Raw genomic sequence first — 19,792 nt, 5'->3', positions numbered from 1 at the left:
GATTATCCCATCGTGCCTATCTTGCTTAGGGTCGTGAAAAGGCAAGCGTTGGCCGCACTTCCCACGGTGGAAATTGTACAAAAACCAAGCATTCTAGCCTGGTCTGCGATTCGTTGGCTTGGTACGAAAAGGTGGCGCTGAAGAAACCAAGCCATTTTGTCATCAGGTATTAAACTGCTTAGGTGTGCCAGCTGTTCGCCACTGGTGACTACCAATGCCGAGACCTGCCTCGACTGCCATGTCTGACACAGCTGGCCACCATCAAGCGGGATCCAGGTGCGCAGGTATGTTTCGCAGTAACTGACTATCGCCTCGCGTTGTTGCAAGGTTTGGGATATCAGTTCACGACCGCCATTGCCGCGTAAAATCAGCACCCGACGGTTTTGTACTCGAGCTTTAGCCAGTGCAGGTAATTCCAGTAGCCCTTCACTGTCACAGCGCGACTGAGGTGATAGCACATCATTGCCGGAGCACTCAGAAAGGGCTGCGGACGTTTTGTGCCCAACGGCCATATAATGCACGTTTTTTGGCCAGCTGGCACCTTGTGTTGTTAAGTAATTGTGCGCTAGGTTCACTGCATGAACACTGACGGCAATCAGAAAATCGTCTGATTGCAGCTTATTTAGCTGGGAAATCAAGGTAGGGAGTTGTTTTCCTGGCTGAATATCTAGCAGTGGCTGGGCGATAGTACTGATCCCCGCCGCATTAAGCTGCTGGGCAAGCAGATGGCATTCTGGGGCCGGGCGAGTGATCAGTATGGTCATTAGGCGTTGCCGTACAGCTTATCCAATATGTCCTTGGCACCCTCGTCAAGCAACTGTTCAGCCAACTGAGTTCCGAGTGTTTCTGCATCGGCAACCGGGCCGCTGATCTCGCCACGGACAATCTTGCTGCCATCGGGCTCTCCGACAAGAGCACGCAACCAGATTTCATCGCCCTGTAGCTCCGAGTAGCTGCCGATTGGCACCTGGCAACCACCCTGAAGGCGATTGTTCATGGCCCGCTCGCAGAGCACACGGGTAGCGGTATCTTGGTGGTTAAGGGCACCGAGCAGCGTGCGGACACGCGCGTCATCCAGGCGGCATTCAATGCCGACGGCCCCTTGCCCAACAGCCGGAAGGCTGATTTCAGGTGCAATGGCATCACGAATACGATCGTCCATTTTCAGGCGCTTAAGACCGGCGCAGGCCAGGATGATAGCGTCATATTCACCATCATCGAGCTTGCGCAGGCGAGTGTTGACGTTGCCGCGTAGATCTTTGACGACTAAATCCGGACGCTGGGCACGCAGTTGGCACTGACGGCGCAGGCTAGAGGTGCCGACAACAGCACCGGCCGGTAGCTCGTCAATGGTGTTGAAGCTGTTGGAGACAAACGCATCACGCGGGTCTTCACGCTCACAGATGGTTACCAGCCCAAGCCCTTCTGGGAATTCGACAGGTACATCTTTCATCGAGTGCACGGCGATATCTGCACGGTTTTCGAGCATGGCTACTTCGAGCTCTTTCACGAACAGGCCTTTACCACCGACTTTAGCTAGAGGGGTATCCAGAATGATATCGCCTTTGGTGACCATTGGTACCAGCTCGACAATCAGGCCTGGATGGGCCTGCTCTAGGGCATCTTTTACAAATTCTGCTTGCCACATTGCCAGCGGGCTTTTGCGGGTGGCAATACGGATCGGTTTATCGGTCATAGAATCGGGTCCATAAAATCGCTTGCATTTATACACGGTAATCGTATCACTCCTGCGCTGCGATGGTAATTCACTTGTTGTCCTCAGTGCGGTGAATCAGTATTGTCTTGATATGTGTTGTAATTAATGTGATATTTCTCACATAACCTTTAAGTGAAAAATTCATTACAATACCGCAGCTGGCGGTTTATTGAGTTTGTACTAGCTTGAGGGGAAATAGGACAAGGATGGGTCGTATTGTTGTTTGGCAATAAAGCGAGCCATTCATAAGCTGTCATAAATCGTCACTAACTTTACGGTTAAAGCAAAAACTGTTACATTGATCACGTTTTTGCTCGCGTGTAGAACAATAACTACACTAATAATGACAAGATTTGGGCCGCTCTCTAGCTGGTAGCTCTTGGAAGAGTAATTTGCATAATTATATCGAGACGCTTAAAAGTCGACTGGATCAGCACAATCAGCTTAGGCTGGAGCGTGCTCGCGCAGCGATGAATGCGCAGTCCGAGCAGGTATTCAATCTGCTAACCGTGTTACTTCACTATAACCATCCGGCAGTACCCGGTTATCTGGATCAGGTTGTGCCAGTAGGCATTGCCGCATTTGTCGTTTCGGAACAGCAGCAGCAGCTTATCGATGATTGCGGTTTAACCAGCCAGTCTACTATTACTCCTCCTCAGTTATCCGACGACGAATATCCCATTCTAGGCCTATATGCCATGGGCAGTACGTCTTCTTTGGGCCAGAGCCTGACCAGTGATCTCGACATTTGGGTCTGTATCCGTACCGATCTGGCGGCGGATGCCCGCAAGTCACTTGAGAGCAAGTGTTCGCTGATCTCCGACTGGGCAATGGCACAGGGTGTCGAAGCCAACTTTTTCCTGATTGACGAAAATCGTTTCCGCGATAACTTTTCTGAACAGATGACCGGCGATAACTGTGGTTCGAGCCAGCACTTGCTGCTGCTTGACGAGTTTTACCGTTCGGCTGTCCAGCTCGCCGGCCAGCGCCTGATGTGGTACATGGTGCCGTCGGAAATGGAAGAGTGTTACGACGAATATATCGACTATCTCGATACTAATGGGTATATCCGTCGTGATGAATGGATTGATTTTGGTCCGCTTACCCGGATCCCGGCCGAGGAATATTTTGGTTCCAGCCTGTGGCAGTTATACAAGAGTATTGATTCGCCCTATAAGTCGGTGCTGAAAGCCATTTTGCTCGAGGCCTACTCCTGGGAATATCCGCACACTCAGCTGCTTAGTGTTGACGGCAAGCGCCGTTTCTTCTCTGAAGATTGCACAGAGTACTGTATGGATGCGTACTATTTGATGCTGGAAAAGGTCACGCGCTATCTGGAACGTATTGACGATCACCGTCGTCTGGATCTGGTGCGTCGCTGTTTCTATCTCAAGACACATGAAAAGCTGACTCGTGAGCCGGCTTCAGGCTCGGTGGCCTGGCGTCGTGAGGTCCTGACTAAGTTGACCTCAGACTGGCAGTGGTCGAAAGAGGTTTTGCAGGAGCTGGATAATCGCCGGGACTGGAAGGTTGAACAGGTCAAGCGGGCACATAACGAGTTGCTCGATGCCTTGATGCTGAGCTACCGTAACCTGATCCGTTTTGCCCGTCGTAATAACATAACCTCGGCGATCAGCCCGGAAGATATCAGTATTCTTGCGCGTAAGCTGTATGCTGCGTTTGAGGTGCTGCCGGGCAAGGTAACGTTGTTGAACCCGCAGATATCTCCCGATTTGCATGAGTCGGATTTGACCTTGATCCAGGTACCTGCCGGGCGGACCAATACTGCCGGTTGGTATCTTTACAAGCAGCCGCTGGATCCCTATGCCATTTTGGGCCAGCCATCGCTGGAGCACAACCGCTATCTGAGCAAGCTGGTTGCCTGGGCATACTTCAACGGCCTGCTAACCGAATCGACCTGTCTGCACAATGTGGTGCGTGATGCGGCGATGGATATCGACAAGCTCTATCAGCTGGTCAGTGATATCCGCAATACTTTCCCGATCCGTCGTCCGCAGCCGGGTTTGCAGGCGCTGTCCAGTCCGTGTGAGATTCGCCAGCTGGGGCTGTTTGTCAATCTGGAAAATGATCCGACGACCGAGTTGAAAAACCGCTCGGTACGTTTTGACTTCAAAAACACCGATATCTTTAGCTACGGTGCCGAGCAGACTTGCCTGGTAGGCAGCGTGGATTTGGTCTATCGCAACTCCTGGAATGAAGTCCGTACCCTGAACTTCAGTGGCGAAAATGCCATGCTGGATGCCTTGAAAACGGTACTGGGCAAGATGCACCAGGACGCCATTCCGCCTGAGTCGGTTGATGTTTTCTGTTACAGCAAGCACATGCGTGGCCTTATCCGTAACTTGGTCTACCAGTTGGTCGCCGAGTGTATCGAAATGCGCCTGAAGCCGGTTGAGCAGGAAAAACGCCGTCGTTTCAAAGCTATCCGAATCGGCGATCAGACACATGGTCTGTTTTTCGAACGCCGTGGGGTCTCGGTCCAGAAGCTGGAGAATTCAGTCGATTTCTATAGCTGTATTTCGACCAACAAGCTGTTTGGCTCGGCGAATTTGGTAATGGGCAAAGCAGATGAACCGCATCCGCCGGAGATTGTCGATGCCTATGCCAGCGAAGGCCTGATCCAGTTTTTCTTTGAAGACTGCGATGCCGGATACAATATTTATATTTTGGACGAGTCGAACCGGGTGGAAGTCTACCGTCAGTGTAGCGGTGACAAAGATGAAATGGTTCATGGTGTAAACCGTTTCTATACCTCGGCTCAGGATCGCTTCAGCTACAGCGCGAATTTTATTAATTTTAACTTGCCGCAGTTTTACGACATCGTACATAGCGATGGTGGTGAGCCGCAGGTGATCCCGTTCAAGAGTGGCCAGCAAATCCCGCGACCCTCGGCGGCAGGAGCCGCTCCCACTATGATGTCGCTGTCGACACGCTAGTCAGGCATCTAAGCGGGCTGAATAACAAAAAGCGAGAGTCGGTAGGCTCTCGCTTTTTTCGTCTAGGCTGTTCACTTAACGGTACTGCTGGCTTATGACCAATCGACTGCTTCTTCGGCGTGTCGTGAACATTCCTGCTTCACCAGCGAAATCAGCTCGGCACCGCTGCGGGTGCAGTGCCATTCGCCGTTTTTGTACTTGAAGTGGTAACCGCCTGATTTTGAAGCCAGCCAGATTTCGTGCAGCGGCTCCTGGCGGTTAATAACGATTTGGCTGCGGTTCTCGAACTCCAGTGTCAGTACGTTGCCGCTGGTCTCATATTCAATGTCTGCACCGGATTCGTCGATGCCTTCCTCGATGCTCATAAGAACCTCATCGGCTAACTTATGAAATTCTGTATCATTCATCCCATTGCGTCCTATTGCTTTTCCTAGTGTTGGTGCGATTATAGAGGGCAATGAAATGATAATCACTGGCTTTGAAAAATGCATAAAGGTTTATTGGCAATTTTAGTACTGGGTGTATTGGCTCTTAATGGCTGTGGCCAGAGCGGGCCGCTATATATGCCGGACGATTCTGAGCAGCAACAACAGCAACAGTAACGACAGCGATCAGACAGGGAAGAGACAACTTTGGATTATTTTAACTACCAGCAAGACGGCCAGCTATGGGCCGAAGAGATTGCACTTACCGACCTCGCTGAGCGCTACGGTACCCCTTTGTATGTGTACTCCAGGGCGACACTGGAGCGTCACTGGAATGCGTTTGATCAGGCGGTGGTCAATCACCCTCACCTGATTTGTTATGCCGTGAAGGCCAACTCAAATCTCGGGGTGCTGAATGTCCTGGCCCGGCTGGGATCCGGATTTGACATTGTGTCGCAGGGTGAGCTGGAGCGGGTGATTGCCGCTGGCGGTGATCCTGCCAAAGTTGTCTTCTCCGGTGTCGGTAAGACCGTTGCCGAAATGAAGCGGGCGTTGGAGCTAGGTATTAAATGCTTTAATGTTGAGTCGGAACCTGAACTGGTTCGTCTTAACGAGGTTGCGGCCGAGCTGGGCAAGGTGGCGCCGATTTCGCTGCGGATCAATCCGGATGTCGATGCCAAGACCCACCCGTATATTTCTACCGGTCTGCGTGACAATAAATTTGGTATCGTTTTCGACCGTGCGCCAGAGGTATACCGTTTGGCACAGAGTCTGCCAAACTTGAAGATAACGGGAATGGACTGTCATATCGGTTCCCAGCTGACCAATATCGAGCCGTTTATTGATGCTACCGATCGCCTGCTGGCATTGATTGATACCCTCAAGGCCGAAGGCATTGAGATCGACCATTTGGATGTAGGCGGCGGTTTAGGAGTGACTTACAGTGATGAGCAGCCTCCTCAGCCTTCGGACTATGCCATTGAGCTGCTTGCCCGCCTGAATGACCATCCTGATCTGGAGCTGATTTTTGAACCAGGCCGGGCAATTGCCGCCAATGCCGGTGTGATGTTGACCCGAATTGAGTATCTTAAACACACCGAGCACAAAAATTTTGCTATTGTCGACGCGGCGATGAATGATCTTATCCGCCCGACACTTTATCAGGCATGGCAGGATATTGTGCCGGTCGTCCCGCGTGACGGTGAAGCACAGATTTATGACTTTGTTGGCCCTATCTGCGAAACTGGGGATTTCATCGGCAAAGACCGCGCCTTGTGCCTTGAGCCGGGTGATTTGCTGGCGGTACGTTCGGCAGGTGCCTACGGATTTGTCATGGCGTCAAATTACAATACCCGGACTCGTGCCGCCGAGATCATGGTCGATGGCCAAGATGCCCATGTCGTCCGTGAGCGTGAAACGCTGGAGCAACTATGGCAGTCTGAACACCAATTGCCAGAATAACGAGAAGGGACATCATGCAGATCAATTTTTCTAAAATGCATGGATTAGGCAATGATTTCATGGTGGTGGATTGCGTGACACAGAATGTGTTTTTTTCGCCTGACGCCATCAGGCGGCTGGCCGATCGCCATCGGGGGATCGGGTTTGACCAGCTGTTAGTGGTGGAACCGCCTTATGATCCGGAAACGGATTTTCATTACCGAATTTTTAATGCCGACGGTAGCGAGGTGGAGCAGTGCGGCAATGGCGCCCGCTGCTTTGCCCGTTTTGTCTGGATGAAAGGGCTTACTAATAAATATCAGGTTTCTGTCAGTACCAAGGGCGGAAAAATGATGCTGAAGCTGGAAAACGATAACCAGGTAACGGTGAACATGGGGGTGCCGGAGTTCGAGCCAGGCAAGATCCCGTTTCGTGCCAAGCAGAGCGAAAAAACCTATATTTTGCGAGCAGGCGAGAAAACGGTATTCTGTGGCGCGGTGAGCATGGGTAATCCGCATTGTGTCACGGTTGTAGACGACCTTGATACCGCCGGTGTGGAAACCCTGGGTCCGCTGCTGGAGTCTCATGAACGCTTCCCTGAACGGGTTAACGCGGGATTTATGCAGGTATTGAACCGGGGCGAAGTAAAGCTGCGGGTCTACGAGCGTGGTGCCGGGGAAACTCAGGCCTGCGGTAGTGGTGCCTGTGCGGCTGTCGCGATTGGTCGGCAGCAGGGGCTGCTGGATGAAAATGTGAAAGTGAGTCTTCCGGGGGGCGATCTTCATATTCGCTGGGCCGGAGAAGGCAAGCCATTGTATATGACTGGCCCTGTAGCACATGTCTTTGATGGACAAATAGTATTATGACAGATGTATCCCAACTGGGTGAGCTGCCTATGATTGCAGACACCTCGTTGTCAGATCAGGATGTGGCCGAGTTCTTGCTCGACAATCCTGACTTTTTTATTCGCCAGCCTGAGTTACTGACGCAGCTGCATGTTACTCACAGTGAGCGTGGCGTGGTGTCCTTAGTTGAAATTCAGCTGGAGAGACTGCGCGACCAGGTACGTGAACTGGAAGGTGAGATCAATACCTTGGTTTCTGCGGCTGGGAAAAACAGCGAGCTGTTTGAAATATTTGCCCGCGCCCAGCAGCAACTTTTTCAAACCCACAATATTTATCAGGCACTGGTGATCTTGGAAGAGCTCAGCGGTCAGCTGCAGCTGGATTTCAGTCTGCGGTTGTTTGATAGCTTTGATGACAACCTATATCTCGAACGCAAAGCTTTCGAGAGCTTTCGCGTTGCCCATTTGTCACACCGAACGGTATATATGGGGAGGTTGCGCAAGCAAGAGAGCGAGCTGCTCTTTCGCCAGCCACCGCACTTAGGATCCTATGTGGTGCTACCATTGGGTATCGAACACCCAATCGGGGTGCTGAGCTTTGCCAGCGCTGATGGCGGTCATTTTCAGCCGGCGATGGATACTTTGTTTGTCGAGCAGTTGGCCTTGGTGCTGACTCGCCTGATCCATCACTGGGAATATACCCGTGAGGTGATTGATTGAGTCAGTTGCCTTCTGGGCTGGAGAAGCCACTGCATCGGTTTTACGAATACCTGCGTAGCGAACGTGAGTTGAGTCTGCACACCCAGCAGAACTACAAGCGTCAGCTGACAACGTTAGCCGAGCAGCTGGTGGAACTAGAGGTTACTGACTGGCAAGTGGTCGATGCCGGCTGGGTACGGCAGCTAGCCAGCAAAGGCATGCGTGATGGTCTGAAGGCAAGCAGCTTGTCGATGCGCCTGTCGGCGCTGCGAAGTTTTTTTGATTATCTGGTACGCCAGGGCGTGCTGAAAGCCAACCCGGCCAAGGGAGTGTCTGCACCCCGTAAGGCCAGGCCGCTGCCCAAGAATCTCGATGTTGACGAGATGGATCAATTGCTCAATGTGAACGAGGATGATCCGCTGTCGATTCGGGATCGGGCGATGATGGAGCTGATGTACGGCGCCGGATTACGCCTGTCGGAACTGGTTAACCTGGATGTGCGTGATATTAGCCTCAGCAAGGGGGATATCCGGGTTATCGGTAAAGGGGACAAGGAGCGTATTGTTCCCTTTGCGGGCTTGGCCCGCGAATGGGTTGGGCATTGGCTTAAGGTTCGTGGACAGTTGGCTGCCAGCGGCGAGCCCGGTTTGTTTGTTTCTAAATTGGGACAGCGGATCTCCAACCGCAATGTTCAGAAGCGGATGGCCGAATGGGGTCAGAAGCAGGCGGTGTCCAGCCACATTAACCCGCATAAACTGCGCCATAGCTTTGCTACCCATATGCTGGAATCCAGCGGCGATTTGCGTGCGGTGCAGGAGCTACTGGGCCACGCCAATCTGTCGACAACCCAAATTTATACCCACCTCGATTTTCAGCACCTGGCAAAGGTGTATGATGAAGCACACCCGAGGGCCAAACGAGACAAACGCTAATGCGTCTTGCCACCTACTCTGCTGATGTAACTGAGGGCTGACATGCAGTTTTATCGCAACCTCCAGCCGCCGAAGGCGCTGACATTTGATTTGGATGATACCCTATACGATAACCGCCCGGTGATCCGCCGCGCCGAGCAGGTGATGCACGACTGGCTGGCAGAATATCACCCGTGCAGCCACAGCATGGCCAGGGAAGATTGGCTGCAACTGAAAATGCGTCTGGTCGTACAGACTCCTTATCTGCGTCATGATGTGAGTCTTTGGCGTTATGAGCTGCTTAAAATCGGCTTGATGCAGCTGGGATACTCGCAGCCAAAAGCCGAGCAGGCAGCCCAGGAAGGTTTGGAGCGGGTACTGGTTGTCCGTAATCAGGTTGACGTTCCCGAGGAAACACACCGGGTACTGGCTGAACTTGGCCGGAAGGTTCCTTTGTTGGCGATCACCAATGGCAATGTCGATGCCGAGAAGATAGGCCTCGGGCAGTATTTTTCCCAGGTGCTGGTTGCCGGTCGTGATGGTTTGGCGAAACCCGAGCCGGATATGTTTGCCCGGGCGACAGCACTACTGGGTGTGGCCGCGCAGGATATCCTCCATGTCGGCGATCACCTGGTGACAGATGTTGGCGGTGCGAAAAAAAACGGTTTTCAGGCATGTTGGTACAATGATCAGCAGCGTCAGCTGCACTGCGAGCCAAAGGTTAAGTGGCTGCCGGATGTGGAAATCTGTCGTTTGTCGCAGTTGCTTGATTTGGTCTGAACTGGCCCAGAAAAACAAAAAGGCGATCATAGCGATCGCCTTTTTTGACTATTCCAGCAGGCTCTGCTTCGGCTCGTTGCCGAGCAGTCTGTCTACTGATATCAGCCCTGCGCCCCAGAAGACGTTCACCAGCATCATCATTCCCCATAGCTGGTGGTCGAAAAAGCCTTTTTCCCACAGCAGCGGGTAGGAAACCACGGCAATAATATTGAAGACGAACAACACCAGTGCCATCGGGCGGGTGAATAAGCCCAAGACCAGAAAGACCGGCAGGATCAGCTCGGCGGCGGTACCCATGTAGGCGGCGAGCTGCCAAGGCAGCAAGGGGACCTGGTATTCGTACTCAAAGAGATAGAGGGTACTGTCCCAGCTAGAGTATTTGACCATTCCTGATTTGAAGAATACCCAGGCGACCCAGAGTCGGGTGAATAACAGCAGCAACGGAATAAGTGGCTCCGTAATGCGCTGGGCGAGGCCGTCGACCTGTTTGATAAAACTCAGCATGCTCATTCTCCCTCTGGCAAACCTTGAATGTCTGAAAATATATGTTGCTGGACCAGCTCGCCGAGCATTGCCAGCATCTCTTCCGAGGCTTCGCCAAGGCAGCCATGCTGCTGGCTGAGCCGAACCAGTCCGGTCGCTCCGGGATGGGTATTCAACACTATCGTTTGATTCGGGCGTCGTTGGATCACGGCAGATTCCGGCTGGTTGAGATTGATTTCTTCAATCGCGTTGTCGGTGATCATCTGCCAGATAGTCGCGACCGGGTAGTCGGAATCAATGCAGAACGTCGGTTCGGGCACCTCAAGCCGGAGTTGGGGTAAATTAGCCTCAGTCAGTTGCTGTAGTTTATAAAACGGAAACTGGCAGTCGATGGCTGGCGCATGGGCAGCACGATCGAGGTACCACTCCAGTCTGGCCAAATCGGCCAGGTACGAAACAGCGGCAACCAGTTCGGGCTGGTTGCAGATGGTATCGCAAAGTCCTTGTCCGTAATGGCTGACATCACCCTGTTGCAGCGGATGGGTCAGAACGTGCTGGCGTGCAATTTGGCCGAAGCACTCCTCGCCGACCACGGCTTTGACGCAGGGGTAAACCACCTCAAGAATTTCTGACAGGCTGATAATAAAGTTATTGCGATAGATCTGGATCAGCTGCTCGGCCGGAAACTGGCCGTTAGCAATCTCTGCTGTCACTGTACTGGGCTGATAGTGCAGGGCGGCGGCAAAGTCTTGCTGCAGTTGATGTAGCGCGTTATCAGAATCAGGGGGTGAGGAGCTGCCCATCTTGCGCCTCCTGCATCATAATGTTGCGTGCCTTGTCGGCCTCCTCGAGCAAGACTGAGAGCTCCGGAATATCCAGATCCCACTCAATCAGGGTCGGGGTTTGACCATGCTGTTGCACCCAGTTGCGATAGAGTTGCCATACCGGTTCGCTGACCGGCTTGCTATGGGTATCAATCCAGATCTCGCCGTCCTCGAATTGTTTGGCGGTAAAGCCGGCAAGGTGGATCTCTTTCACTGCCGAGGCATCCAGCGCGGCAATGTATTGGTTACAGTCAAAGCCATGATTAAAGGCACTGACGTAAATATTGTTCAGGTCGAGCAACAGCCCGCAGCCCGTTCGTTGCTGTACCTGATGAAGGAACTCCCACTCCGGAATGGCCGAATTTGCAAAGCTCAGATAGCTGGACGGGTTTTCGATCAGCATCTGGCAGCCGAGATACTCCTGCACCTGTTCGACTTTGCGGCAAAAATGGTTCAGTGCCTCTTCGGTATAGGGCAGAGGTAGCAAGTCATTGAAAAACTGCCCGTCGACGGAGCTCCAGCTGAGGTGATCCGAGACCGCGATCGGATTGATTTCATCGACCAGTTGTTTGAGCTGGCTCAGATGCTGGCGATCCAGGGGATCAGCCGAGCCGAGGGACAAGCCGATACCGTGGCAGCTAATCGGGTAGTGCTCGGCAATTTGCCGTAGCTGCTGCCGGGCGGTCGATGTCGTGATGAAGTAGTTCTCACTGTGGACCTCCAGCCAGCCGATATCCGGCTTCTGCTCAAGAACCTGAGCGATGTGGGGGGAGCGTAACCCCACCCCAACCATTTGGTGCTGTGTCAGGGCGCCCACTTATTTTGCCTCTGGCGAGCTGCCGGCCAGGCGGTCGCACAGACCTTTGGGTACCATAATAAAAGCATCTTTCTGGCCATCGGTTTTTGCGGTACCAGCACATGAGCTAGTCTTGGTGGCACAGTCGTTCTTGCCCGCCTTGGCAACGCCGTAGCATTTTTCTTTGGCTTCGGCAGCAACGGCGGTCGAAGCAGTCATTGCGGTACCGGCCAGAGCAATAAGGCCTGTGACGGCAGTGGCGAGGGCAATATTGGTTTTTTTCATAATCATTCCTTGGATTGAGCTAACAATTCAGTGTGTCGTGGCCATTAAGACGATGATGTTGACCCGCCGGATAAACGGTCACACAGGCCTTTGGGAACCATAATGAACGCATCTTTCTGGCCATCAGTTTTGGCAGTACCTGCACACGAGCTGCTCTTGGTGGCGCAGTCGTTCTTCCCTGCTTTTGCAACGCCATAGCATTTCTCTTTGGCTTCGGCTGCCACGGCGGTCGATGTCGTCATTGCGGTACCTGCTAGCGCAATAAGGCCAGTGACGGCTGTTGCTAGGGCAATGTTGGTTGTCTTCTTCATAATCATTCCTCTTTGATTCGCTGACTGTTGCGTTGTAGCAACGTTTCTTTTTGTTATCGTTGGCGCTTTTTGCGCTCTCGGAACATAAGAAAGGGCGAGCAGACTTTTTATTTCACCTTTTTTTAACTTTTTTTGCTGGCATGTAACATTTTGTCATTTCCAAGCATAGATCAAATAAGCAAAGGCAAGCGTTTGAAACTAGTGAATTATCAAACTGCTGTGCCGACTGGCGGCCGGATTGCCTGAATCTCTGGGGAGGGTGAAGTTCTCGAAGCATTCTTGATTTGAGCTGGTATAATCACCAGCATTGTATAAATAACCAGTAGGTAACGATGGACGCTTCACTCCTGTTAGATGGCCTTAATGACAAGCAAAGAGAAGCGGTGGCTGCGCCGCTAGGTAATCACCTGGTTCTGGCGGGTGCGGGCAGCGGCAAGACCCGCGTACTGGTCCATCGTATTGCCTGGTTGATGCAGATTGAGCAGGCCTCGCCGTATTCGATCATGTCGGTGACGTTTACCAACAAGGCGGCGGCCGAGATGCGCGGCCGGATCAACGAGCTGATGCAGGGCTCCTCGGCTGGCATGTGGAACGGTACCTTCCATGGCCTGTGTCATCGCATGCTGCGTGCCCATTATCTTGATGCGCGCCTGCCTGATGACTTCAATATATTGGATTCGGACGATCAAATGCGCCTGCTCCGTCGTCTGATCAAAGCGCAGAATCTGGATGAGAAACATTGGCCGGCCCGTCAGGCAGCCTGGTATATCAACGGTAAGAAAGACGAAGGGCTGCGACCTGCCAATATCGATAGCTTCAACGATCCTGTCGAGCAAACGTGGCTGCGTGTGTATACCGCCTATCAGGAAGCCTGTGATCGTGCCGGGCTGGTGGATTTTGCCGAACTGTTGCTGCGGGCTTTTGAGCTGATCCGCGATAACAAGCACATTCGCGAGCACTATCAGGCGCGCTTCAAACATATATTGGTCGACGAATTCCAGGATACCAACAACATTCAGTTTGCCTGGCTGCGCCTGATGGCAGGTGCTGATTGTAACGTGATGATTGTCGGTGATGATGATCAGTCGATATACGGCTGGCGTGGTGCTCAGGTCGAAAACATTCAGCGTTTCCTGCGTGATTTCACCAATGCGTCATCAATTTTTCTCGAGCAGAACTATCGTTCAACGGGCAATATTCTTAATGCCGCCAATGAACTGATTGCCAACAACAACGAGCGAATGGGCAAAAACCTGTGGACCGACGGTGCCGAGGGTGAGCCGATTTCGTTGTACTCGGCCTTTAACGAGCTGGATGAGGCGCGTTTTGCGGTGGGCAAAATCAAGGAATGGCGTGATCAGGGGGGCACCCTGAACGAGACCGCATTCCTTTATCGCAGCAATGCCCAGTCACGGGTACTGGAAGAAGCGCTTATCCAGGCGGGGCTGCCATACCGTATCTACGGTGGTATGCGTTTCTTCGAGCGTCAGGAAATCAAAGACTCGCTGGCCTACCTGCGTCTGATGTCGAACCGTAACGATGATGCCTCCTTCGAACGGGTGGTGAATACACCGACTCGAGGACTTGGCGACCGGACTCTGGAAACCATTCGCCTGGCGGCACGGGATCGTGGTGCCACCATGTGGCAGGCTAGTATCGCATTGCTGGAAGAACAGGTACTGGCCGGCCGTGCAGCCAATTCGCTGCGCCGCTTTATTGAGCTGGTTAATGCACTTGAAGATGACACTCGTGATTTGCCGTTGTTCCAGCAAACCGATGAGGTGATCCGTAATTCTGGTTTGCGGGCGATGTACGAGCAGGAAAAAGGCGAGAAAGCCCAGGCTCGAATCGAAAATATGGAAGAGCTGGTTACTGCTACCCGCCAGTTTGAAGTGCCGGAAGAAGCGGAAGAGATGAGCCCGCTAGCAGCCTTTCTGTCTCACGCGGCGCTGGAAGCTGGCGAAGGACAGGCTGATGACTTTGAGGATGCCGTGCAGCTGATGACGATGCACAGCGCTAAGGGACTGGAGTTCCCAGTTGTGTTTATGGTCGGCGTGGAAGAGGGAATGTTCCCGAGCTCACGGACGACCGAGGAAGTGGGACGCCTGGAGGAAGAACGCCGCCTGTGTTATGTGGGGATGACCCGCGCGATGCAGAAGCTGTATATCACCTATGCTGAAATGCGCCGTCTGTATGGCAAAGATAACTTCCATAAACCGTCACGTTTTATTCGCGAGATCCCAACCGAATTCGTCGAAGAAGTACGGATGAAGGCACAGGTATCGCGTCCGGCGAGCAGTGGACGTTTCAGCCAGACCCAGGTGAATGATAACTTCAACCAGACGGGCTTTAGCCTTGGCCAGCGCGTGCAGCATCCGAAGTTCGGTGAAGGTACTATCATCAATTTTGAAGGCAGCGGCGCCCAGAGCCGCGTCCAGGTTGCGTTCAACGGTGAAGGGATCAAATGGCTGGTGACGCAGTACGCCAAGCTGGATCCGATGTAATTTACTGATTGCCGTAATGTAGTCAGAAAGAAAGCCCGTCATGCTGATGCATTGGCGGGCTTTTTTGTCTATCGGGTTATTTCCTATTGGGCTCTTTATTACTGGTTATTACTGGGCGATGACCTTGCCTTCCCGGCGTGGATCGGCGGCACCGGAAAGTTGTTTGCCGTCAATCCGGATAGCCTGAACACCTGAGTTGAGATCTTTGATTTTGACCTCGAAACCAAGCTGTTTCAGTTTCGGAGCCCACTGCTCGGCTGCCGTGTCTTTTTCTAGCTCGAAGGCCCCGAAACGATTGTTCATATTGGGTAGGTTGATGGCCTGCTGTAGATCCAGTCCCCAGTCAAGATGGCCAACAAGGGTTTTGGCGACATAGCCGATGATCTGGCTGCCGCCCGGCGAGCCAACCGCCAGATACGGTTCTCCGTCTTTCATAACGATGGTGGGTGCCATTGACGAACGCGGACGCTTGCCGGGCTCTATTCGGTTGGCAATCGGATTGCCGCCGACATGACTGCGGAACGAGAAGTCAGTCAGCTCGTTGTTGAGCAGGAAGCCGCGTACCATTAATCGCGAGCCGAAGCCGTTCTCGATGGTGGTGGTGATTGAAATAACATTACGATCGCTGTCGACAATGGAAAAATGGCTGGTGGAGGGCAGCTCCAGTGATTCATCCTTCGCGTAGCGCATGGCGTGGGACCAAACCGGCAGGCCTGGTTCGGCCGTTGCAAGGGCCTTGTCGCCTTTTAGTAGCTCGGCACGCTGCTTAAGATAGCCGGGATCGACCAGGCCATCGGTAGGCATCGGCACATAGTCACTGTCTGCCATGTAGCGGCCGCGGTCGGCAAAGGCTAGGCGAGACGCATCTCCCAATAGACGCCAGCTGTTGACGTCATTTTGGCCCATTTTGTCGATGGGGTAGTGGCTAAGCATGCCCATGATCTGGCCGAGGGTCAGGGCGCCGGAGCTGGGCGGCCCCATGCCGCAGATCTCAAACTGGCGATACGGTGCGCAGACAGGCTTCCGCTCCTTGACCTGGTAAGTGGCCAGATCCATCACGCTGAGCACGCCGGGATTCCCTTCGGCGTTGCGCACGGTACTGACAATATCCTTGGCAATTTCACCGTGGTAGAACGCGCTGGCTCCCCGCTCGGCAATTTGTGAGAGGGTATCGGCATAGGCCGGGTTGGTAAGGCGCTGTCCGGCTCTGATAGGACTGCCGTCGTCATTGAAGAAATAGGCTTTGGTGTCCTGCCAGCGCTGGAGGTTTTTCTGATCCCTGGCGACAAGCGTTGCCAGTCGCGGGCTGACGGTGAAGCCTTCTGTGGCCAGTTTTATCGCGGGGGCAAACAGATCACGCCAAGGCAGCTTGCCGTGCCGTTGATGGGTATACCACATCAGCTTGACGGTACCGGGTGTCCCGACGGAGCGACCACCGACCACGGCATCGTAGAATGCCAGCGGCTTGCCGGTTTGATCCTGAAACAGACGCGGGTTGACGGCAAAAGGGGCCGTTTCTCGGCCATCGAAGGTGGTTAGTGCTTCTTTTTCTGCATCCCAATACACCATAAACGCCCCGCCGCCAATGCCGGAAGACTGTGGCTCGGTGAGCCCGAGTACCAGTTGCGTCGCCACCATCGCATCGATGGCATTGCCCCCCTGGCGGAGCATCGTAGCCCCTGCCTCGCTGGCATACGGGTTGGCGCTGGCGATCATCCATTCGTTGCCAATCACCTGGTGCTGCTGGCTGATCCCGGTTGCTGCCTCGGGGGCAATCTGATCGGCGGTTTGCTTGCTCAGTGCCGTAGGGACAAGCAGGCAGGCTACCAGTGCTACAGCCAGACGGGACGTGTTCCGTTCCATGGTTTATTCCTCTTTCGCATACGGGGGCTTCGATAGCGTAAGAGCTGAATCCGGACCTGTCTAATTGTTGAGCAGTTTTTGTGCTCGTAATCAACAATTTATTGTTGGTTTAACGATCAGGCCGGTAGCGCCAGACGCAGCAGGATCATGCTGCCGATACTGACAAACAGCAGGCCGCAGAGCCCGTCGATGAAGGGCGTCCACTGCTGCAGCTTTTTCTGTAGCCGCTGCCCGGTCAGTAGCCAGGCCAACAGGGCAAACCACAGGAAGGAAGTTAGCCACAATAGACTGATTGCGGTGACTTTACCGGTGACGGACATCCCTGCCGGTACGAGGGTCGAGAGCAGGCTCAGGAAGAAGACCAAGGCCTTGGGATTGAGGATGTTGGTGGTAAACCCCTTGGCCAGTGCCTGCTTGCGATTGGCGACAAGGTGTTGCTCTGGAGCCGGAGAACTACAGATATCGTTTTTTTGCCAGGCTTGCTTCAGTACTCCTTTGACGGCACCGATGCCTAGCCAAAGCAGGTAACAGCCTCCTGCTGCTTGCAGTATGGCGAACAGGGCCGGCTGTTCGCGGATCAGCAGGCTGGCTCCGGTCAGGCTCAGAATCGAGTGGAGCAGGATCCCCAGAGACAATCCGAGCGCAATGATGATGCCGGTCTGACGTCCATAGCGTCCTGCATTTTGAACCACGAGGGCAAAGTCCGGCCCCGGGCTCATCAGGGCAAGAATATGAACGGTAAGCAAGGTGATAAAGGGGGTAATTTCGTGCATCTCATTGTATCCGGTGGTGGTATAACAGGGACTAGCATGCCTCGGTGAGCGCGGGAGCGCTTGTAAAAAATTAACAGTACGGGATCAGATTTCCGATGGGGCAACGCCAAAGGCCTGTTTGAAGGCTCGGGTGAAATGAGCCTGGTCATAAAACCCGACATAGTAGGCGACATCCGTGCTGCAGTATCCGGCTTTGAGCAGGGCCATGGCATGTTCCAGGCGCAGGCGGCCCAGCCAGGCATAGGGAGTCATGCCGGTTGCTTTTTTAAATTGGCGCAGGAGCTGGGACGGACTCAGGTCACATTGCCTGGCCAGATTGTCGAGGCTGATTTTCTGATCCAGATTGGCCATCAGGTAGTCACGTAGCTGACGGAGATCTTTGCTTCCCAGCGGCACGACATGCTGGGGGCGGAGCTGGCTATATCGACCGAGCAGCCGAGAAAAGTATTCAATTGGCATACAGTCCTTGGCCAGCTGGGAGAAATGTGGATTGCCCAGTTGGGTATGCAGTTGGCTGAGCTGACTAAAGAGTTGGCTGTCCGTTACCTTGTGCTGCTGGAAGTGTACCTGATCGTTGCCCGATAATTCGCCGGCCTGGTGATCGAGCCATTCGGGGGCAATGCTGAATACTTTGACCTTGTAGCCTTGCTGCTGTGGCTGGCCGTCGTGAATTTCATCAGGGGGCATGATCACTAGCTGGCCGGCTCCCGCTTGGTAGCTGGCACCATTGAAATAATATTGCTGTTGCCCGTCGGTGATCAGTCCCAGGTGGTAGTCGAGATGATAATGCCGTTTGAAGGCAAAACTTTGGTAATGTGCATCAATCAGGTTGATGTCATCAATGCCAGATTTCCGGTGGTTGACTGTATTCATCCTGACCTCCCTAACCGCCTGATTGCAGATAGTACCTTGCGTTGCTAATAATGTGGCTATCAGTAGAACATAAACGACGGATGGCGACTTGTAAAAAAGTGACAAGCCGCGGGCCGTTTGCCTTTGTTCGATTAGCTGGCTAGCTGGTTTGAGCCTGTTTTTTTGCCTGACGATGGCCTTTGATACCATCAACGCTGAACAGTACCAATGCCCCCCAGATAAAGGCAAACGTGTAGCCCTTGTCAGCGGTAAAGCTTTCACCGTAGACCGTAATTGCCAACAGGAACATCAGGCTTGGGCCGATATACTGAAAGAACCCTAGCGTTGATAGTTTCAATTTGGTGGCGGCACCGGTGAAGCAGAGCAGGGGGACTGTCGTAACGACACCAGCAGCTATCAGCAACAAGTTGGTACTGGCTGGATTGGCGGCCCAGTCGGCTGTCGGACTGTCAGCGATCAGCAGCACGTAAATTGAGGCCAGTGGCAGTAAGATACAGGTTTCCATGAACAGGCCCGTTCCGGCGTCCAGATTGATCTTTTTCCGCAACAAGCCGTAGAGACCGAAGCTGGCAGCCAGGGCCAGAGCAATCAGTGGCAGAGAGCCAAACTGGATCAGCTGTACGGCCACCCCGCAGGCTGCCAGCGCGACTGCTAGCCATTGTAGTGGACGTAATCGTTCGCCCAGGAAGAACATACCCAGAATGACATTCAGCAACGGGTTGATGTAATAGCCCAGGCTGGCATCGAGCATATAGTTGTTGTTGACGGCCCAAATGAAAATGAGCCAGTTGCTGCCAACTAATAATGCGGTAGCAACCAGTATCAGCAATGTCTTAGGTTTACGTAGTACTGCTCGGATCCTGCTCCAGCTCTTGGTGACGAAGATTAACCCGGCCAGGAAGAAAAAGGACCAGATCACCCGGTTGCTGAGGATTTCCAACGGACTGACATGCTGTAGGGATTTAAAGTAAATTGGTGCTATGCCCCACATCGTGTAGGCGGCAAGGGCGAGAATGACCCCTCGTTGGGTATTATTGGCTTGTTGGTTCATTTGGTCTTAGTGTCTTATTTTATAAAATTGGGCAAAAAAAAAGGCATTTTCTAAAAAGGTATGCGAGAGCAGTATAAAACGTGTTCAAGATGAAAGTCATCCGAACTTTTGATGATTCTATTAGCAGTGCCTTTACAAGAAGGAAAGGCGACATAAACTACGGTGTCGATTTGCGAGCTGCTTTCCAGTAAGCAGGATCATGGGTATTTGACGGTGAGTCTTGGCAAGTCTCGTTCACATCGGCGATCTGATTGGT

The 19,792-nt window shown here is 53.1% G+C and carries 20 protein-coding genes; 8 read left to right on the top strand and 12 right to left on the bottom strand.

Translation table 11 applies throughout. From position 1 onward, the window contains the following. Positions 1-2: 2 nt before the first annotated feature. Both EDI28_RS21175 and hemC read right to left on the bottom strand, forming a co-directional pair. Positions 3-764 (bottom strand): uroporphyrinogen-III synthase, encoded by a 762-nt coding sequence (locus EDI28_RS21175; protein ID WP_128785880.1) that lies wholly within the window; start codon positions 762-764, stop codon positions 3-5. Beyond that, the gene (hemC, locus tag EDI28_RS21170; RefSeq protein ID WP_128785879.1) at positions 764-1,696 is read right to left on the bottom strand and encodes a hydroxymethylbilane synthase; all 933 of its coding nucleotides are present in this window, start codon (positions 1,694-1,696) and stop codon (positions 764-766) included. The genes EDI28_RS21175 and hemC overlap by 1 nt, the downstream gene beginning before the upstream one ends. 413 nt (positions 1,697-2,109) lie before the next feature. Here hemC and EDI28_RS21165 point away from each other — a divergent pair, with 413 nt between their 5' ends. Continuing rightward, positions 2,110-4,674 carry a class I adenylate cyclase gene (locus EDI28_RS21165; RefSeq protein WP_128785878.1) on the top strand — a complete coding sequence of 855 codons (2,565 nt, stop codon included), beginning with the start codon at positions 2,110-2,112 and terminating at the stop codon, positions 4,672-4,674. A 92-nt stretch (positions 4,675-4,766) separates the two neighbouring features. Here the strand turns inward: EDI28_RS21165 and cyaY are convergent, their stop codons facing one another. Continuing rightward, complete coding sequence (gene cyaY, locus EDI28_RS21160) at positions 4,767-5,081, bottom strand: iron donor protein CyaY (protein WP_128785877.1); 315 nt, start codon at positions 5,079-5,081, stop codon at positions 4,767-4,769. Between the two features lie 78 nt (positions 5,082-5,159). Here cyaY and lptM point away from each other — a divergent pair, with 78 nt between their 5' ends. Genes lptM through yigB form a run of 6 tightly spaced genes read left to right on the top strand, consistent with a single transcriptional unit; the run spans position 5,160 to position 9,773 of the window. Next, positions 5,160-5,276: an LPS translocon maturation chaperone LptM gene (gene lptM, locus EDI28_RS21155; RefSeq protein ID WP_128785876.1), complete on the top strand. Its 117-nt coding sequence runs from the start codon at positions 5,160-5,162 to the stop codon at positions 5,274-5,276. Between the two features lie 30 nt (positions 5,277-5,306). Continuing rightward, positions 5,307-6,560: a diaminopimelate decarboxylase gene (gene lysA / locus EDI28_RS21150; protein ID WP_128785875.1), complete on the top strand. Its 1,254-nt coding sequence runs from the start codon at positions 5,307-5,309 to the stop codon at positions 6,558-6,560. Positions 6,561-6,574: 14 nt separating this feature from the next. Then, a complete protein-coding gene (gene dapF, locus EDI28_RS21145; protein WP_128785874.1) occupies positions 6,575-7,405 on the top strand; it encodes a diaminopimelate epimerase in 831 nt (276 codons plus the stop codon). Next, entirely contained in the window at positions 7,402-8,103 is a 702-nt protein-coding gene (locus EDI28_RS21140; protein ID WP_128785873.1) for a DUF484 family protein, read from the top strand. Before dapF ends, EDI28_RS21140 begins: the two co-directional genes overlap by 4 nt. Further along, positions 8,100-9,014, top strand: a complete 915-nt coding sequence (gene xerC / locus EDI28_RS21135) for a tyrosine recombinase XerC (RefSeq protein ID WP_128785872.1) — start codon at positions 8,100-8,102, stop codon at positions 9,012-9,014. The genes EDI28_RS21140 and xerC overlap by 4 nt, the downstream gene beginning before the upstream one ends. Before the next feature lie 42 nt (positions 9,015-9,056). After that, positions 9,057-9,773 (top strand): 5-amino-6-(5-phospho-D-ribitylamino)uracil phosphatase YigB, encoded by a 717-nt coding sequence (gene yigB / locus EDI28_RS21130; RefSeq protein WP_128785871.1) that lies wholly within the window; start codon positions 9,057-9,059, stop codon positions 9,771-9,773. A 48-nt stretch (positions 9,774-9,821) separates the two neighbouring features. Here yigB and EDI28_RS21125 read toward each other — a convergent pair whose 3' ends face one another. The 5 genes from EDI28_RS21125 to EDI28_RS21105 are packed head-to-tail and all read right to left on the bottom strand — an operon-like array spanning position 9,822 to position 12,472. Continuing rightward, entirely contained in the window at positions 9,822-10,277 is a 456-nt protein-coding gene (locus EDI28_RS21125) for a DoxX family protein (RefSeq protein WP_128785870.1), read from the bottom strand. Between the two features lie 2 nt (positions 10,278-10,279). Beyond that, positions 10,280-11,059: an HvfC/BufC N-terminal domain-containing protein gene (locus EDI28_RS21120; protein WP_128785869.1), complete on the bottom strand. Its 780-nt coding sequence runs from the start codon at positions 11,057-11,059 to the stop codon at positions 10,280-10,282. Continuing rightward, positions 11,037-11,873, bottom strand: a complete 837-nt coding sequence (gene bufB, locus EDI28_RS21115) for an MNIO family bufferin maturase (protein ID WP_128785906.1) — start codon at positions 11,871-11,873, stop codon at positions 11,037-11,039. Before bufB ends, EDI28_RS21120 begins: the two co-directional genes overlap by 23 nt. 24 nt (positions 11,874-11,897) lie before the next feature. Continuing rightward, positions 11,898-12,161, bottom strand: coding sequence for a BufA1 family periplasmic bufferin-type metallophore (locus EDI28_RS21110; RefSeq protein ID WP_128785868.1), 264 nt, complete (start codon positions 12,159-12,161; stop codon positions 11,898-11,900). Positions 12,162-12,205: 44 nt separating this feature from the next. Then, on the bottom strand, positions 12,206-12,472 hold the full coding sequence (locus tag EDI28_RS21105; RefSeq protein WP_128785867.1) for a BufA1 family periplasmic bufferin-type metallophore: 267 nt from the start codon (positions 12,470-12,472) through the stop codon (positions 12,206-12,208). A 332-nt stretch (positions 12,473-12,804) separates the two neighbouring features. On the opposite strand from EDI28_RS21105, the gene uvrD reads away from it, so the two are divergent. Beyond that, positions 12,805-14,976, top strand: coding sequence for a DNA helicase II (uvrD, locus tag EDI28_RS21100; RefSeq protein WP_128785866.1), 2,172 nt, complete (start codon positions 12,805-12,807; stop codon positions 14,974-14,976). 108 nt (positions 14,977-15,084) lie between these two features. Here the strand turns inward: uvrD and ggt are convergent, their stop codons facing one another. The 4 genes from ggt to rarD all read right to left on the bottom strand — a co-directional run bounded on the left by ggt (position 15,085) and on the right by rarD (position 19,536). Further along, entirely contained in the window at positions 15,085-16,839 is a 1,755-nt protein-coding gene (gene ggt, locus EDI28_RS21095) for a gamma-glutamyltransferase (protein WP_128785865.1), read from the bottom strand. Between the two features lie 116 nt (positions 16,840-16,955). After that, the gene (locus EDI28_RS21090) at positions 16,956-17,612 is read right to left on the bottom strand and encodes a LysE family translocator (protein ID WP_128785864.1); all 657 of its coding nucleotides are present in this window, start codon (positions 17,610-17,612) and stop codon (positions 16,956-16,958) included. Between the two features lie 84 nt (positions 17,613-17,696). Beyond that, positions 17,697-18,485 carry an AraC family transcriptional regulator gene (locus EDI28_RS21085; protein WP_128785863.1) on the bottom strand — a complete coding sequence of 263 codons (789 nt, stop codon included), beginning with the start codon at positions 18,483-18,485 and terminating at the stop codon, positions 17,697-17,699. 139 nt (positions 18,486-18,624) lie between these two features. Next, entirely contained in the window at positions 18,625-19,536 is a 912-nt protein-coding gene (gene rarD, locus EDI28_RS21080) for an EamA family transporter RarD (RefSeq protein WP_128785862.1), read from the bottom strand. Positions 19,537-19,792: the final 256 nt, after the last annotated feature.

This window comes from Photobacterium chitinilyticum (assembly GCF_004104355.1).
Lineage (GTDB): Bacteria > Pseudomonadota > Gammaproteobacteria > Enterobacterales > Vibrionaceae > Photobacterium > Photobacterium chitinilyticum.
This window is presented reverse-complemented; position numbering and strand designations above follow the sequence as displayed.